The 13,873-nt window shown below is 45.9% G+C and carries 15 protein-coding genes; 9 read left to right on the plus strand and 6 right to left on the minus strand.

Annotated elements, in window-relative coordinates:
• Positions 1–145 precede the first annotated feature (145 nt).
• From ACSNJE_RS12030 to ACSNJE_RS12050, 5 genes are all read left to right on the plus strand, one after another.
• Entirely contained in the window at positions 146–964 is an 819-nt protein-coding gene (locus tag ACSNJE_RS12030; protein ID WP_495252740.1) for a M23 family metallopeptidase, read from the plus strand.
• 17 nt (positions 965–981) lie between these two features.
• Positions 982–1,848 (plus strand): M50 family metallopeptidase, encoded by an 867-nt coding sequence (locus ACSNJE_RS12035; protein ID WP_495252741.1) that lies wholly within the window; start codon positions 982–984, stop codon positions 1,846–1,848.
• Positions 1,849–1,986: 138 nt separating this feature from the next.
• A complete protein-coding gene (locus tag ACSNJE_RS12040) occupies positions 1,987–3,858 on the plus strand; it encodes a TIGR03960 family B12-binding radical SAM protein (RefSeq protein ID WP_152909013.1) in 1,872 nt (623 codons plus the stop codon).
• Positions 3,845–4,510 (plus strand): TIGR03936 family radical SAM-associated protein, encoded by a 666-nt coding sequence (locus ACSNJE_RS12045; protein ID WP_474660446.1) that lies wholly within the window; start codon positions 3,845–3,847, stop codon positions 4,508–4,510. Before ACSNJE_RS12040 ends, ACSNJE_RS12045 begins: the two co-directional genes overlap by 14 nt.
• Before the next feature lie 199 nt (positions 4,511–4,709).
• Entirely contained in the window at positions 4,710–6,404 is a 1,695-nt protein-coding gene (locus tag ACSNJE_RS12050) for an Rne/Rng family ribonuclease (protein WP_052218059.1), read from the plus strand.
• A gap of 32 nt (positions 6,405–6,436) precedes the next feature.
• On the opposite strand, the gene ACSNJE_RS12055 is transcribed toward ACSNJE_RS12050, so the two are convergent.
• Positions 6,437–6,886 carry a hypothetical protein gene (locus tag ACSNJE_RS12055; protein ID WP_474774347.1) on the minus strand — a complete coding sequence of 150 codons (450 nt, stop codon included), beginning with the start codon at positions 6,884–6,886 and terminating at the stop codon, positions 6,437–6,439.
• A gap of 457 nt (positions 6,887–7,343) precedes the next feature.
• On the opposite strand from ACSNJE_RS12055, the gene ACSNJE_RS12060 reads away from it, so the two are divergent.
• The gene (locus ACSNJE_RS12060) at positions 7,344–7,622 is read left to right on the plus strand and encodes a hypothetical protein (RefSeq protein WP_495252742.1); all 279 of its coding nucleotides are present in this window, start codon (positions 7,344–7,346) and stop codon (positions 7,620–7,622) included.
• Between the two features lie 90 nt (positions 7,623–7,712).
• On the opposite strand, the gene ACSNJE_RS12065 is transcribed toward ACSNJE_RS12060, so the two are convergent.
• The 3 genes from ACSNJE_RS12065 to ACSNJE_RS12075 form a co-directional block, all read right to left on the minus strand.
• The gene (locus ACSNJE_RS12065; protein ID WP_495252743.1) at positions 7,713–8,366 is read right to left on the minus strand and encodes an alpha/beta hydrolase; all 654 of its coding nucleotides are present in this window, start codon (positions 8,364–8,366) and stop codon (positions 7,713–7,715) included.
• A gap of 131 nt (positions 8,367–8,497) precedes the next feature.
• Positions 8,498–9,217: a cache domain-containing protein gene (locus ACSNJE_RS12070; protein ID WP_052218052.1), complete on the minus strand. Its 720-nt coding sequence runs from the start codon at positions 9,215–9,217 to the stop codon at positions 8,498–8,500.
• Positions 9,218–9,221: 4 nt separating this feature from the next.
• Positions 9,222–10,277 carry a 4Fe-4S binding protein gene (locus tag ACSNJE_RS12075; RefSeq protein WP_052218050.1) on the minus strand — a complete coding sequence of 352 codons (1,056 nt, stop codon included), beginning with the start codon at positions 10,275–10,277 and terminating at the stop codon, positions 9,222–9,224.
• A 274-nt stretch (positions 10,278–10,551) separates the two neighbouring features.
• Between ACSNJE_RS12075 and rplU the strand changes: the two genes are divergently transcribed.
• Genes rplU through rpmA form a run of 3 tightly spaced genes read left to right on the plus strand, consistent with a single transcriptional unit; the run spans position 10,552 to position 11,529 of the window.
• Positions 10,552–10,863, plus strand: a complete 312-nt coding sequence (rplU, locus tag ACSNJE_RS12080; RefSeq protein ID WP_013121362.1) for a 50S ribosomal protein L21 — start codon at positions 10,552–10,554, stop codon at positions 10,861–10,863.
• A gap of 13 nt (positions 10,864–10,876) precedes the next feature.
• Positions 10,877–11,242: a ribosomal-processing cysteine protease Prp gene (locus ACSNJE_RS12085; protein ID WP_052218048.1), complete on the plus strand. Its 366-nt coding sequence runs from the start codon at positions 10,877–10,879 to the stop codon at positions 11,240–11,242.
• Complete coding sequence (rpmA, locus tag ACSNJE_RS12090) at positions 11,239–11,529, plus strand: 50S ribosomal protein L27 (RefSeq protein WP_052218045.1); 291 nt, start codon at positions 11,239–11,241, stop codon at positions 11,527–11,529. Before ACSNJE_RS12085 ends, rpmA begins: the two co-directional genes overlap by 4 nt.
• Before the next feature lie 53 nt (positions 11,530–11,582).
• Here rpmA and ACSNJE_RS12095 read toward each other — a convergent pair whose 3' ends face one another.
• Both ACSNJE_RS12095 and ACSNJE_RS12100 read right to left on the minus strand, forming a co-directional pair.
• Positions 11,583–12,779 carry a Ger(x)C family spore germination protein gene (locus ACSNJE_RS12095; RefSeq protein ID WP_495252744.1) on the minus strand — a complete coding sequence of 399 codons (1,197 nt, stop codon included), beginning with the start codon at positions 12,777–12,779 and terminating at the stop codon, positions 11,583–11,585.
• On the minus strand, positions 12,776–13,861 hold the full coding sequence (locus ACSNJE_RS12100) for a GerAB/ArcD/ProY family transporter (RefSeq protein ID WP_495252745.1): 1,086 nt from the start codon (positions 13,859–13,861) through the stop codon (positions 12,776–12,778). Before ACSNJE_RS12100 ends, ACSNJE_RS12095 begins: the two co-directional genes overlap by 4 nt.
• Positions 13,862–13,873 lie beyond the last annotated feature (12 nt).

The raw sequence follows: 13,873 nt of genomic DNA on the forward strand, positions 1-13,873 counted from the left end.
TGCCCTCTCCCTTTCAGTTTGAGGAGAAGGCACTGCTTTTTTTTTCTTTGTCCGTAGCATGAAGAGAAAAGGCTTGTCATAATCAGGCAGGTTCTCCAATATAATTAATTTACCAGAGAGTTGCTATTTCATGGAGGGACGGCCCATGAGCGAAAAACAGGAAGCCTTGGTAAAACCTAAACCGCGGATAAGATTTGTTCATGATTCAGAAATTTTTTCAGAGGAGCCTCAAGCTCTTAACTACCGTAACTATTTGCCCCGGTTTCCCCAGCGGAAAAGGATTCCTTACCTGAAAAATGAACGAAATAATAAATTTCGTCTGGCCAGGCAGATTACGGTTTCTATATTGATATTTTTAATGGTTTGGGGTTTAAACAGCCTGCATTTTCCCCTGGCCAAAAAGGTTGGCAGTGGGGTGAAATACCTGCTCAACAAAGAAATGGATTTTTCTCCTGTGATAAATAAAATAAGTGAGCTGGCTTCGCCATATCTTAATTTTACTTTGCCAAATGATAAAAACACGGCAAATGAGGAGCCTAAGCCGGTTATAACCAAGATTTCGGACCAAATTGGCCCACAACTGCCGGTAGGAGGGAAAATTACGGTTCCCTTCGGATGGGTCTTTGATGACGGTAAGCAGTTTTTTGAATTTCACCGGGGTATTGATATCGCGGCAGAGGCCAATCAAGACATTAAGGCTGTCGCGGGTGGAAATATAGAACGTATTTACATGGGCGACAAGGGGGAAAAGTGCATCTTAGTCAGGCACGATGAGCAGTTGATGACAAATTACGTGAATGTAGGCGAAGTTCTGGTCGAAGAAGGGGAAGAAATTCATGCCGGGCAGGTAATCGGCAAAGTTGCCGGTGACGGTGAGGACAAGGAAAATCATTTGCATTTTGAGGTAATCTGGTTTGGTAAACCCGTCGATCCCTTCAGCGTCTTTACAGCGGCAACCCGTTAGCCTTAGGAAGTGTCAACATGAAAATTGCCAAGGTTTTTGGGATTAATGTCAAGGTAAATACCTTTTTTCTGGTTTTATTTTTAGTGCTAATTCTGACCGGAAAGTACCGGGAAGGCTTAATTGTTTTCGGCGTGGTCCTCTTACATGAGCTGGCTCATGTGATCACTGCCTTGAACTATAAATTCCGGGTTACAGAAGTGGAACTACTGCCGTATGGGGGAGTAGCCAAGCTAGAACAAGGGTTGGAGGGAGATCCTTACGCGGAAATATTTATCTCTTTAGCCGGGCCTTTAGCCAACTTCCTGATTATCGGTTTGCTTTACATGCTGGAGGGGTTAGGGATATGGAACCAACGGTGGGTTCCTTTTTTTATCGAGTGTAATCTCACCTTAGGCCTTTTTAACCTCCTTCCGGCCTATCCTTTAGACGGCGGCAGGATTTACCGCGCTCTTTTAACGGAAAGGTTCGGCCTGACAGGAGCAACTGACCGTGCCCGGAAGGTTTCCCTTATTCTTTCCCTGCTCATGGTTTTCCTGGGTGCAGGCAGGTTAGTTCTTGGGTTAAACGGCATCAATTTGATTGTGATAGGAGTTTTTTTGGCCTTTGAAAACTTTCGGGACAAAGGTTCAATCATGTTTGCCTTTATCAGGTACCTAAACCGTAAGCAACAGGACCTGCCTGTCCGCCGGTTAATGCTTGCCCGGCATGTGGTTGCTCTGGAAGATGTGCAATTAAAGGAACTGGTGCGGCATTTTGTACCCCAGAAATATAACCTGGTCGTGAGGGTAGACAGCGGGCAGCGGATTACCGGGGTCTTTTCAGAGCACGAGATTATAAGTAAACTTTTGGAGGGAAAAATAAACATGACCTTGGGAGAACTGTAGAAATGAAAAAAGGAAATTATAACTTTTTGTAGAAACTTTTTAAAGCGCTTCCAGCCTGATTAGGCTCAAATTTGGGTATATTAATCTGAGGAATTACTTCTGATAACCAGGTAAACACTTGATGCAGGAGGCTTTGCTATGATGCGTGATTTTATTCGGAACCGGTTACTGCCGAAAGTTCTAAAACCTGCCCGTTATTTGGGGACAGAGCTGAATTCTATACATAAAGATTGGGATCGGGTGGACCTGAAAGTGGTTTTCGCTTTTCCCGACGTTTATGAAATAGGTATGTCGCATCTGGGGTTGAGAATACTGTACCATGTAGTTAATAAACGCCCGGACACCTTGATGGAAAGGGTATTTGCCCCCTGGGTTGACATGGAGGAATTGCTCCGGCAGCAAAATATACCACTTTTCGCCCTGGAGTCATATAAACCGGTAAAGGAATTTGATATAGTGGCCTTTACCCTGCAGTATGAAATGAGTTTTACCAACATCCTCAATATGCTGGACCTGGCCGGTATTCCCGTAAGGGCCGGGGATAGGGACGAATCCTACCCGCTGGTAATCGCGGGCGGGCCTTGTGCCTACAATCCTGAGCCTTTGGCTGACTTTATTGATGCTTTTGTTATCGGGGAAGGGGAAGAGGTATTCTACGAGGTTTTGGATGTCGTGAAAACAGCCAAACAGGAAAAACTCTCCAGAACCGGCCTCCTGGAACGGTTGGCCCAGGTGCAGGGAGTATATGTGCCGCGTTTTTACGACGTGGATTATAAAGACGATGCTGCCATTGCCGGGATCAGACCCAATAACCCCAATGCTCCGGCGAAAGTCACCAAGCGCCTGGTCAGAAATATTGATGAAGCTGATTTCCCTACCAGTCCTATTGTGCCGTACCTGGAGGTGGTGCACAACCGGATCATGCTTGAGGTGCTCAGAGGCTGTAGCAGAGGCTGTCGTTTCTGCCAAGCGGGTATGATTTATCGCCCGGTACGGGAGAAAAGTCCGGAGACCTTACTGCGGCAGGCCGAGGAACTGGTGGCAAATACGGGGTACGATGAGATTTCTTTATCTTCCCTGAGCACCGCCGATTATTCCTGTGTGGAGGAAACCCTGAAGAAATTGTTGGATATCTATAGTGGACATGGAGTCAACGTTTCCCTGCCGTCCCTCAGAGCAGATGCTTTTTCCATAGAATTGGCCAAAGAAGTCCAGCGGGTCAGGAGGCCCACACTGACTTTTGCGCCTGAAGCGGGGACCCAAAGACTCAGAGATGTGATTAACAAAGGCGTGACTGAAGAAGACCTACTGGCTGCTACCGGTGCCGCTTTCAAAGAAGGGTGGACGGCTGTTAAGCTATATTTCATGATTGGTCTCCCCACGGAAACAGAGGAAGACCTACGGGGTATTGCCGAGCTGGCCGGCAAGGTCGTAGCTTTGGGTCAGCGCGAACTTGGCGCAAAGGCAGGCAGGCTGAAGGTTACCGTCAGCGCTTCTTCCTTTGTACCTAAAGCTCATACGCCTTTTCAGTGGGAACCTCAGAATGATATTGATACTTTAAAAGAAAAGCAAAGGTTTTTAGCCGGCTTGTTAAAAAACAGGAAAATTAAATTTAACTGGCATGATGCGGAACTGAGTTTTTTGGAAGCAGTGTTTTCGCGGGGGAACCGAAAAGTGGGCCGGGTACTGGAGGCTGCCTGGCGCAGGGGATGCAAATTCGACAGTTGGAATGAGCAGTTTTCCTATGATAAATGGATGGCCGCCTTTGCTGATGTGAGGTTAACTCCGGAAGCTTTTGCCTGCCGTAGATTTGGTGTGGAGGAAGTTTTACCGTGGGATCATATCGATGCCGGTGTCGGTAAGAAGTTTTTAGCCAAGGAATATGAAGCCGCTCTTAAAGGAGCGACTACCCTTGATTGTCGTTTTGACAGGTGTACAGGGTGTGGGGTCTGCCCGAATCTGGGAGTCGATTTGGACATTAAGGGGAGGGAAGCCTGTGGCCCGGTATAGGTTGGAGATTTGTAAAGGCGAAGAGGTGCGGTTTATATCCCACCTGGATTTTATGAAGGCTTTTGAAAGGGCATTGCGCAGGGCGAAGATTCCGGTGGCTTTTTCCGAAGGGTTCAACCCGCATCCGAAGATAGCCTTTGCTTCAGCATTACCCGTCGGGGTAACCAGCGCCTGTGAACTGGTAGATTTAGAATTGCAGGAAGAACTACCGGCGGCGGAGGTTAAGCAGCGTTTGGAAAAGGCGCTGCCTCCCGGCATAAAGGTCAACGCAGTGAACCGTTGTCATGACAAACAACCCGCTCTGATGGCAGTTATCAACCGTTCCGAATATCTGGTGCGTGTGCAGGCCATTCCGGGCGCAGTTATACATTATCAGTTATTGCAGGAAGCTATTAAATCCTTCCTTGGAAAAGATGCGCTTGTTGTGGAAAAAAAGACCAAGAAAGGCTTGCGGGAGAGAGATATCAGAAAAGGAGTATATTCTTTACGGGGTTGGCTGGAGGGGAACGATATTATGCTGGAAATGGTTTTGCAGACAGGTACGGAGGGTAATGTCCGACCGGAAGATGTTTTAAGCGGACTAATTTCCCTCGGCCTGCCCCTGGATAAAGATTTTGCCCGGGTGCACAGAACCAGGTTATTCAGTGTGTGAAAGCAATTTAAACCACAGAGTACGCAGAGGACACGGAGAATTGTAAAAAGTGTTTCTGCGTGTTCTCTGTGCCCTACCCTGGAAATAAACATTTTCATTCTCTGTTGGTGGCGCGTTAGCGGCATGGAAATCTCTGTGGTAAATAGTTTTCGCCTGCGTTTCACCATGATATTTGTTGGTCGTAGAAGGGGGTGATAATTTGTTAAAGGAGATACTGGTCAATGTACGGGAAGAGGAAACCAGGGTAGCCGTTTTGGAAGATAAAGTAGTCGTGGAAATATATATAGAAAGATCCCTGAACCAACGGCTTGTAGGCAATATATATAAGGGAAAGGTGGAAAATGTGCTGCCCGGTATGCAGGCCGCTTTTGTAGATATTGGCTTGGAAAAAAATGCCTTCCTGTTTGTGGAAGATGCGGTGCCGCCCAGGACGACAACAGACGAAGAGGCTAAAAGCAATTACCATGTCAATATAACCGATGTTTTGAAAGAGGGCCAGGAAATTTTGGTTCAGATTGCTAAAGAACCAATTGGCACTAAGGGGGCCAGGGTTACTACTCATATTACATTACCGGGCCGATACCTGGTATTAATGCCTACCGTAGACTACATAGGAATTTCCCGGCGAATAGAGAATGAAAGTGAGCGGGAGAGGCTAAAAGCCCTGGCGGAAAAAGTAAAGCCGGCGAATATGGGGTTGATAGTCCGGACCATTGCCGAGGGTATGGACGAAGAAGAACTGGTACAGGATGTCACGGTATTGACCAAGTTATGGAAAAAGATTCAGAACCGGTCATGTCACGGTCCGGTCCCTAACCTGATACATAAGGACCTGGAATTGGTCCAGCGCATTTTGCGCGATATTTTCACAGAAGATATTGATAACCTGGTTATTGATTCCCGTTATGAATATGAAAAAGTACTGGAATTAATGGAGCTTACAACGCCACAGTTAAAGAGCAGAGTATCCCTTTACGAACAGGATAATTTATTTGAAAAGTTTGGCGTTGACGAGGAAATTGAAAAAATTCTTAAGCCCAGGGTGTGGCTTAAGTGTGGAGGATATATTGTTATTGACCAGACAGAAGCCCTGACAGCTATAGATGTAAATACGGGCAAATATGTGGGGTCCACCAATCTGGCAGATACGGTATTGAAAACCAACCTTGATGCCGCCGTAGAGATAGCCCGCCAGCTTCGGTTGAGAAATATCGGAGGCATTATCATCGTAGATTTTATTGATATGCCTGACCAGGAACACCAGCGGATGGTACTACAGAAACTGGAAGAGGAAGTACGCAAAGATAAGACCAAGACCAACGTACTTGGCTTGACACAATTGGGATTAGTTGAGATGACCAGGAAAAAAGTCCGGCAAGGACTGGAGAACGTCTTGTTAAAACCATGCCCTTATTGTGACGGCCGGGGTAAAGTTTTATCAGAAGAGACAATAAGCATTCGGGCGAAGAATGAAATTTTTAAGCTTGCCCAGCATACCAGTGCGGAAGCGATTTTGGTTGAGGTCCACCCATCAGTAGCTTCTCTGCTGATAGGCAGCGGTGGTGCTCAACTCAGGGAGTTGGAAGCCAAAACGAAGAAAAGTATCCTTATCCGGGGATGCGAACACTACCACCAGGAAGTTATAAATATCAGGGCTCTCTATTCCCAGTCAGAAATTGAGGCTATAGGTGTTCCCGTACGCCCTGGGCAGATTTTGGAGGTCAGAATTGAGGAACCGCATGCTTCCAACGTATACGACGGTATAGGCCGGGTTAACGGTTTCATTGTGGATGTGGAAGGCGCCAGTGCTTTAATCGGGGAAACGGTCCCGGTGGAGATAACCAAGGTTTACCGGACATACTGTAAAGCGCGGGTTGTAGACTTGCACAAATAGGTCTGTTTTTAGGCATCTCCGGTAAGTTTCTGTTACGTCCGGGCAAAGGTTTTCGGATGATACCGGTAGATTATCCATGCTGTAATGATACCATAGGGAATATGAATAAGCATAATGAGTATATTGTCGATGAATTTATCCTGCATGCCAAGATCCAAAAATTTGCCGATAAGGCCATTCACGACGAACCAGCAACCCAGTCCCAGGATAGCACCTTTTAAGACAGGGTAGCTCAGTCCGGTTTTTTCCAGGATGACAAGGAAAATTAAACCTACCAGACCGCCGCATATCAGGTGAGCAATAACACCGACCGTTCCTCCGGCCAGGGTACCGACCAGGTTTTTGGGGACAAATATCTTGGAAACGCCAAAAATTAACTCCATTTGGACGCCTGGTATCAAATTGAGCAGGAAGTTTAAAATAACCATAACCACTGCTCCGGCCAAACCGGCGACAACGCCCAGGAAAAATCGGTCAGTCATAATTTTACTCCTTTCACTGGGCTTAGTATTGGTAAAAACCAGATTTAATATGCGCATAAAAATGTTTGCTTTATTGCAGACTTTTCCCGTGGCATCCCCTAACGGCTCAGTCGGGAAAACCGCTGCACATAAAGTAACCGTTGCTTAGAAGTTACGGGCAGAGACAGTGTAAACTCCGTTCGGTTGAAATTGCCGAACCCGGCCAAATCGTCATCCGTGACTCAATGGCCGGGTTTCCGACGTCCGTGTCGGAAACGGCAATTTCAAGCCCTCACTGTCGTAAACACTGTCTATCCGCCCTCCACTAAGTCGCAACTTGTTACTTTAATGTGCAGCGGTTTTTTGATATTCTGCAGAGTAAATACTAAAGCCTCAAGCCGGTATTTTCGCCATCCTTGGACATGTGGGAACTCATGCCTGCTCTGTCTCGGGTAAGGGAGGAAGCGGCCGTTGCCCGGTGAAACATTTCAGAACACTAGCCGCTGTACTGGTGGAAGGGTGGGGTGGGGTTCTCCGGCTACCGTTTGGGAGCGACTGCGCCCGCAAAGCCGCAGCCGGGCAGGCAGAGGGTTCCCGCATGTCCGAAGATGGCGAAGGCCGCCGGGAAGTCCGGCGCTCAAACTGGTTGAGTGGCCCGGACGGGAGGCGGCCTAACTTATTAGAAATGCAATATGAGCCATCGAGTTCGGGAACACTGCCTGCCGGGCCAGGTTTTGCAGCACCAAGCTCCCGGTAACGGAGGACCCCACCCACCCTTCCTTGATTGGAAAGACGTAGCCTCGGAGCAACGTGTGTTTTACCTCCACAGCGGCACCGTGCAGCGTTCCTATTTAACAAAATCTTTGACTTTCTCGATTATCTGCCGGTTAATCTCTATTGTTTCCGCATAATTGCCGACCAGGTGCAGCCCATGGTCTGCGCCCTCGTAACAATCGATCCGGGCGGTGGGAAAAGTCGTCCTGGCTGTTGTCTGGTCACAATAGGGGTCATTACTGCCAAAAACAAGATAGGCTTGTCTAACTTTTTCATTGAACTCTACCCAGGCCGGGAAAACACCGTCATTTTTATTTACATATAACACAGGAGTAAGCAGGATAACTTTATGAAAGCGCCTGTTATGTTCGACCACCAGGTTGCACGTCGCTATAGTGCCCAAAGATTTGGCGCATAATACGGTATTTTCTGCTTCATAACCCAGGCTGGCCAGGTAATCCAGCACAAAGCGGGCATCATTGGTGGCATGGTTATGGTCGTAAGGTTGGCCCAGGTGCCTGTAAGTGTAACCTCTGTACTCGGCTTTGACGGCGAAGAAGCCCTGTTCGGCGGCCATGCGCCAGAGGAAGTCCAGCAGAAAATGATTAACAGTGTAGCCCCGGCCCGGTAAAATCAGGAAGGCTCTGTCGGGTTTTGCTTTTTTGTACATGGTAAAGGCTTCGATGGGTCGACCGTCGGCAGGAATTTTAATCTCTTCGGTAAGCATATGTTTCACTCCTTGTCCGGTTGTAAGTAAGGGTGTATTAATTATTTCAATTTCTACGTTGTTTTGGCCATACCTGCCGATAAGAGGAAAAATCAGTGGCTGGTAACGGTGTATTGTGCCAAAGGCTTTTATCACTGGACAATGGAAACGCTCATAACTGCAACGGTTTTTCCTTTTGCTTTGATCGGCATAAATATTTTCTGGTAAGTGATTATCCCTATTGAAGAAGTATTTGTCAGTACCGCTTTACCACTTTTCATGACCTGGGCTACGGTATCCGGCGTAGGATAACCGGCTAATAGCGGTCTGCCGCTTGGATCGGTAACAGAACTGGAAATCCTGGTCTGGCCGACATAAATTGAGACCATGCTGCCCTTGTAGAGACCGGCAACTTCTTTTGCAATTCTGTAGTTACCGTTTTCTATATAGGAACCTTTTTGAAGAGTAGTTCCGGATACCTGCCAATCTCCGGGGAATTTTTGGTCCAAATATTTGGTTATGTAGGAGGTAACTTCATCTATATTGATTGGTTCCTGGTTTATATTTTCCTGTTCAGAATGGCAGAATTTGCAGTCAAAGTTCTGTTCCTGGACGTGCTTTTCATGAACATATTCAGAAGTTGCGGACCACCGGTATTCGTGGCAGCTACTGCAAAGAGTTTCTCTGGGCATTTTAAGATACATGCCTAAATTATGGCATGAGGCGCAAACGCTTACTTCCGTATTACCGGCGATAAGGGTTTTGGTTGCTTCCACGACATCAAAATATTGTGCAAGACTTAAATACAGTGCGGCTAAGATCACCAATATTATTGAAAAAACAATGCCCTTCCTTTTCATTTTACTATTCACTTTACTAGAACCCTCCCAACATCTGCTGGTATAGTGATTTAAAATCAGATATGTCCAAACTGGATTCCCAGTGTCCTGTAAGCATTCCAATAACAATTACTCCGAAAAATACTGCTAGTACACCAACAGAATATACCAAGGGGCTAACCTGCAGTTGCCCGAACGCCGTAAACTTCAATGTATCCGGTTGGGGGCAGGTGGAGACGCATGAGGTGCATCCTATACATTCGGTAGAAATTACAATTTGATTTTTTTCTTTTATATTTACTTTATTTGGACAGACTTGGTTACATTTATTGCACTTGATACAACTGTTATTGTTTTTCTTTAAAACAACCGGACTAAATATACCGATGATACCAAGGAGTGCACCATAGGGACATAAATATCTGCACCAAAAGGTTTTAAACAAAAAGGACAAAGACATAAGAATGATAATAACCAAAATACCTACCAGACCAATATTCAAATAAAATTCTAACATTTTGATGTCGCTGATTTTGTAAAATGGTGTCTGCATAAAAATTTCCGCCTCGGTGGTTGGTAGAAAAAGGAGTAACTTTAGTATCACCAGCAATGTCACGTACTTTAAAACCAGCAAAAGTATGTCCAGCCATTTGGGCATCATTAGGTTTCTACCCATTACTTTTTGACCTAACTTGCCCAGGTATTCGGACAAGGTTCCAATAGGACAAATCCATGAACAGAAACCCCTCCTGAATATCCACGCTGTCAATAAAATTGCTATGAATATTACCAGTCCCGCTGGGTGGACGGAATCAATTTCTCCAGTTACAAACATCACCTTTGAAGCAACAACCGCGGCAAAGGGTAAAAATGCCTCGACAACCGGTGGGCGGTATGGGGCAAGAATTTCACCATTTCCTCGAAGATATTCATAAAAACCATAGAAGTTCCACCCTGCATAAATCATTACGCCTATTATAAAAAACTGGCATACCGCTCTGAATGTTATGTTTGTCACAAACTTGGTTAATACAGCAGGCCTAATTCTTATTTTTTCGGTTTTTTCTGTGGATACTATTATTTGATTGTTCATCTTTCCAGCTCCTTTTCTTTAGTTGGCTTGATTAAAGTTTAGCTATGATATATGCCCACTTCGTGAACATTTTGTGAACGTTTTGTGAACATTTTGCGTCCTCCGTATTCCGGCGCACAGCCAATTTAACAGCCTTGACAAAGCCAGCTACTTCATTTAAAATGTTGTATTGTAGGCACATTAGGCGGCTTGTGCCTGAAAACCGCTCGAGGCAGGCTTTTCCAAAACGCTTTGCGTGCCTGGAATCGGCGAGTACAGTAAGGGAGGTGTCGCTATGTACGCTATCGTTGCGACTGGAGGCAAGCAGTACAGGGTTAAGGAGGGAGATGTGCTCCTGGTAGAAAAACTCAACGCTAATGAGGGCGAAACCCTGGAGATTAAGGAAGTGCTTGCCGTTAGCAAAGATGGAGACCTGAAAGTGGGTACTCCCCTGGTAGAAGGCGCTAAAGTAGTTTTCAAGGTCTTGGGACAAACTAAAGGCAAGAAAATCATTGTTTTCAAATATAAGCCCAAGAAGAACTACCGTAGAAAGGCCGGACACCGCCAGCCTTATACCAAGGTAGTGGTAGAGAAAATCGAGGCTTAATCAGGTTTGGTTTATGATTAATGTGGATGTTTTTTATAATAACCTGGGCCAGGTAATCGGCTTTGAAGCTAAAGGGCATGGCCTGGGGCCTGACCGAATTGAAAAATACGATTTAATTTGCTGTGCCGTTTCTGTTTTAACCATAACTACGGCTAACGGTATTACCGATTATTTGCAGGTACAGCCCGCAGAATTGTCCGTTGACGACGGCTGGTTACGGTTGGTTTTGCCCACTGCACCAGATGGCAGTCTGGCTCTGGATGACCGGCGAAAGGGCCAGATAGACGCCTTGCTGGGGTCAATGGTTATGGGCTTGGAGGAACTGGTCAGGGACTATGGCGATTATGTTCAGTTGAAAAAGAGGAGGTGGACCTCATGATCAAGTTAAATCTACAATTGTTTGCTCATAAAAAGGGAGTCGGCAGTTCCCGTAACGGCCGTGATTCTAACCCCAAGTATCTGGGCGTTAAGCGTCATGACGGCATGGTTGTAACTGCCGGGAATATCCTGGTTCGCCAAAGGGGGACCAAAATTCATCCGGGGAATAACGTCGGCAAGGGCAAAGACGATACTCTCTTTGCACTTATTGACGGCGTAGTAAAATTTGAGCGTAAAGGCAAAGATAAAAAACAGGTCAGTGTATATCCGCAGGCTGTATCTCAATAATCAATGAAGGTATGTTTGTACACGAAACGCCTTTGGCTTTGCCAAAGGCGTTTTCATTTTGTGGTGCCGATGTATTGTACCTGTGCTTTTACCTGGATATCAAAGGTTGCGAGGGGAAAGTATTTATCCCGCCATTCGCTTTTTGTCTTTTTCCATGCCTTGTACTTTTTCTGTTTTACCTGAGTAATTAACTGTGCGGCATCGGCCTTATATTTCTGGAGCCTGGTCAGGGTATGCCTGATATTTGTTTCCGTGGTTTTACTTACTTCGGCGCTGACTTTTTCCAGAAATGCCTGGGAGCCTGCGTCGCGAAACCTGGCAGACTCTATTTCTGCCACATTCCCTTGCAGGTACGTTTCTAACCGAAAATGGAAACGGCCTTTTTTGATTTCCGGGCAAATCAGTGTTTTGGCCTGCCGGACCTCATAGGTAATGATTTCCTCTGGATGATCGGGACACGTAAAAGTAACCACGCCCCCTTTGAAGTTATTATTAACCATGTTAAGGGCTGCTGTTTCGAGCTCGTTCAGTTGTCCCACCATTTTGTTTTTTCTGATAACCACAGCGCCGGCATTTTTTATTTCATTTCTGGCATTTCTGACCAGGGGAAGGGCAAAATCCTGATCGGCATAAAGATATTCGGAAATATCGCCTAAAGTTACGTTAAACAGCATACGCCCCGTTTTGTAGTTATTCTGTGATATGCCCCACAGGTACTGAGACGAATAACTCTCTATTTGCGGGATCACGGAGAGGATATCCCTCGCCTTTTTTTCCGCCACAAATAATCTTACTGCAGGGCGAAATTCAATGTCCCGCAACATAAAATCCAAAAAAGGTACGATATTTTGCCGGGCTAAGTCCTGGCTGATCACTACGGCAACCATATCATCATAAAAGGGCGGGTATGCTGAACGGGTAGCCAGTTCCCTGTTCATTTCCATGAGGGAATTACCTTCCACAGACAGGTTCCAGGTTGCTTTCTGTTTTCCGACACCGCCGCCTCCTGCCCCACCCGCGATCGGCTGGCCCAGTTTCCAAATTGGGATTTGAGCGGTCATGACGTATTTTTTTTTGCCCGACTGCGGACGCATTTTTTGCACGGGTGTGAGGGTGTCTTGCAAATCCTGATAGGTGTCCAGAGCCAATCCTATAATGTAGCCCCTTTGCTCAATTTCCCGCATATCCCAGCATCCGGAACAAAGCAGTGTAAAAAGCATCGCTATAGCTACGAAGGCATTTTTTTTCATTTGCTTTTCGCTCCTTTTATAAAGGTAACCAATACCATTACCGGCGGCAGGGCGAAAAATATAAGAATCCCCACAAAATCTGTATAAAAATTTAAAGATAAATTTTGTAATACGTTTTTAGGACTTGAAGATATTATGATTATGGAAACGGCCAGCCCCAAATATATCGCCGTTTCTTTAATTTTTGGCAGGTATCCCGAGATGCCGGTTGCGGCAATATAGAATTGTACCACTGTGGTGGAATAAGAAATAGGCACCCAAACCAATGTAAAAAAGGTATCCATTCTCTCAATTAGCGAGCCGGGAAACTGTACTCCCCGGGCCATGGACAAAACGGGGTATAGACTGTGTTTTAATTCTTCGGTTCCGAAATATGTAGATATGGTTATCATCAAAAAGGTTAGTAATAAGATAGACAAAACAAGACCGCTCAACAGGGGAAGGGATGTTTTTGGGTTTTTGGTAAAAGGCATAAAAAATCCTATCAGACTGCAGCCGATAAAGGCTTGCATGACTACCGGCACGCCCGCAAACACCCGCCCTATGCCTTCGGGGAGAATGGGCAGCAGGTGTCCCCAGTCGGCTTCCTTCATTGGCAGAATAATGACCAGAAGCACCCCTGAAATTATACCCGGTAAAAGGATATCAAAGACCTTGCACATGGCGGCAACCCCTCCTTTGGCCAGATAGGCAACTGCCAGTATGTAAGAAAAAGTAATAATGGCCAAAGGAGTACTTTCTAACAGGTAAGTCTTGATCCCGTCGGCGAACATCCGGGTAGATAAGCCCAGATAGAGCAGAATGTAAATTAGTGTTACTAATGTTATTACATGGCCCCAAAATTTCCCCAAAACCCGGGGCAAATATTGAAAAAGGTTTTTTTGGGGAAACTTTGCAGAAACATAATAGTAACTGAAGGCGCTCAGCAAGGTAACGGGGCCTGCAGTTAAAAAAGTAATCCAGCTATCCTGCTCAGAAACCTGGGCCACCAAACGTGGCAGTACAAGTATGTGGGTGCCTATGACACTACAAATGATAGCGCTAAACCACTGCCACTTCGTAATTACTTTGTTATTCCGCATGAAACTTGCACT

The organism is Thermincola sp. GK-1, assembly GCF_059412445.1.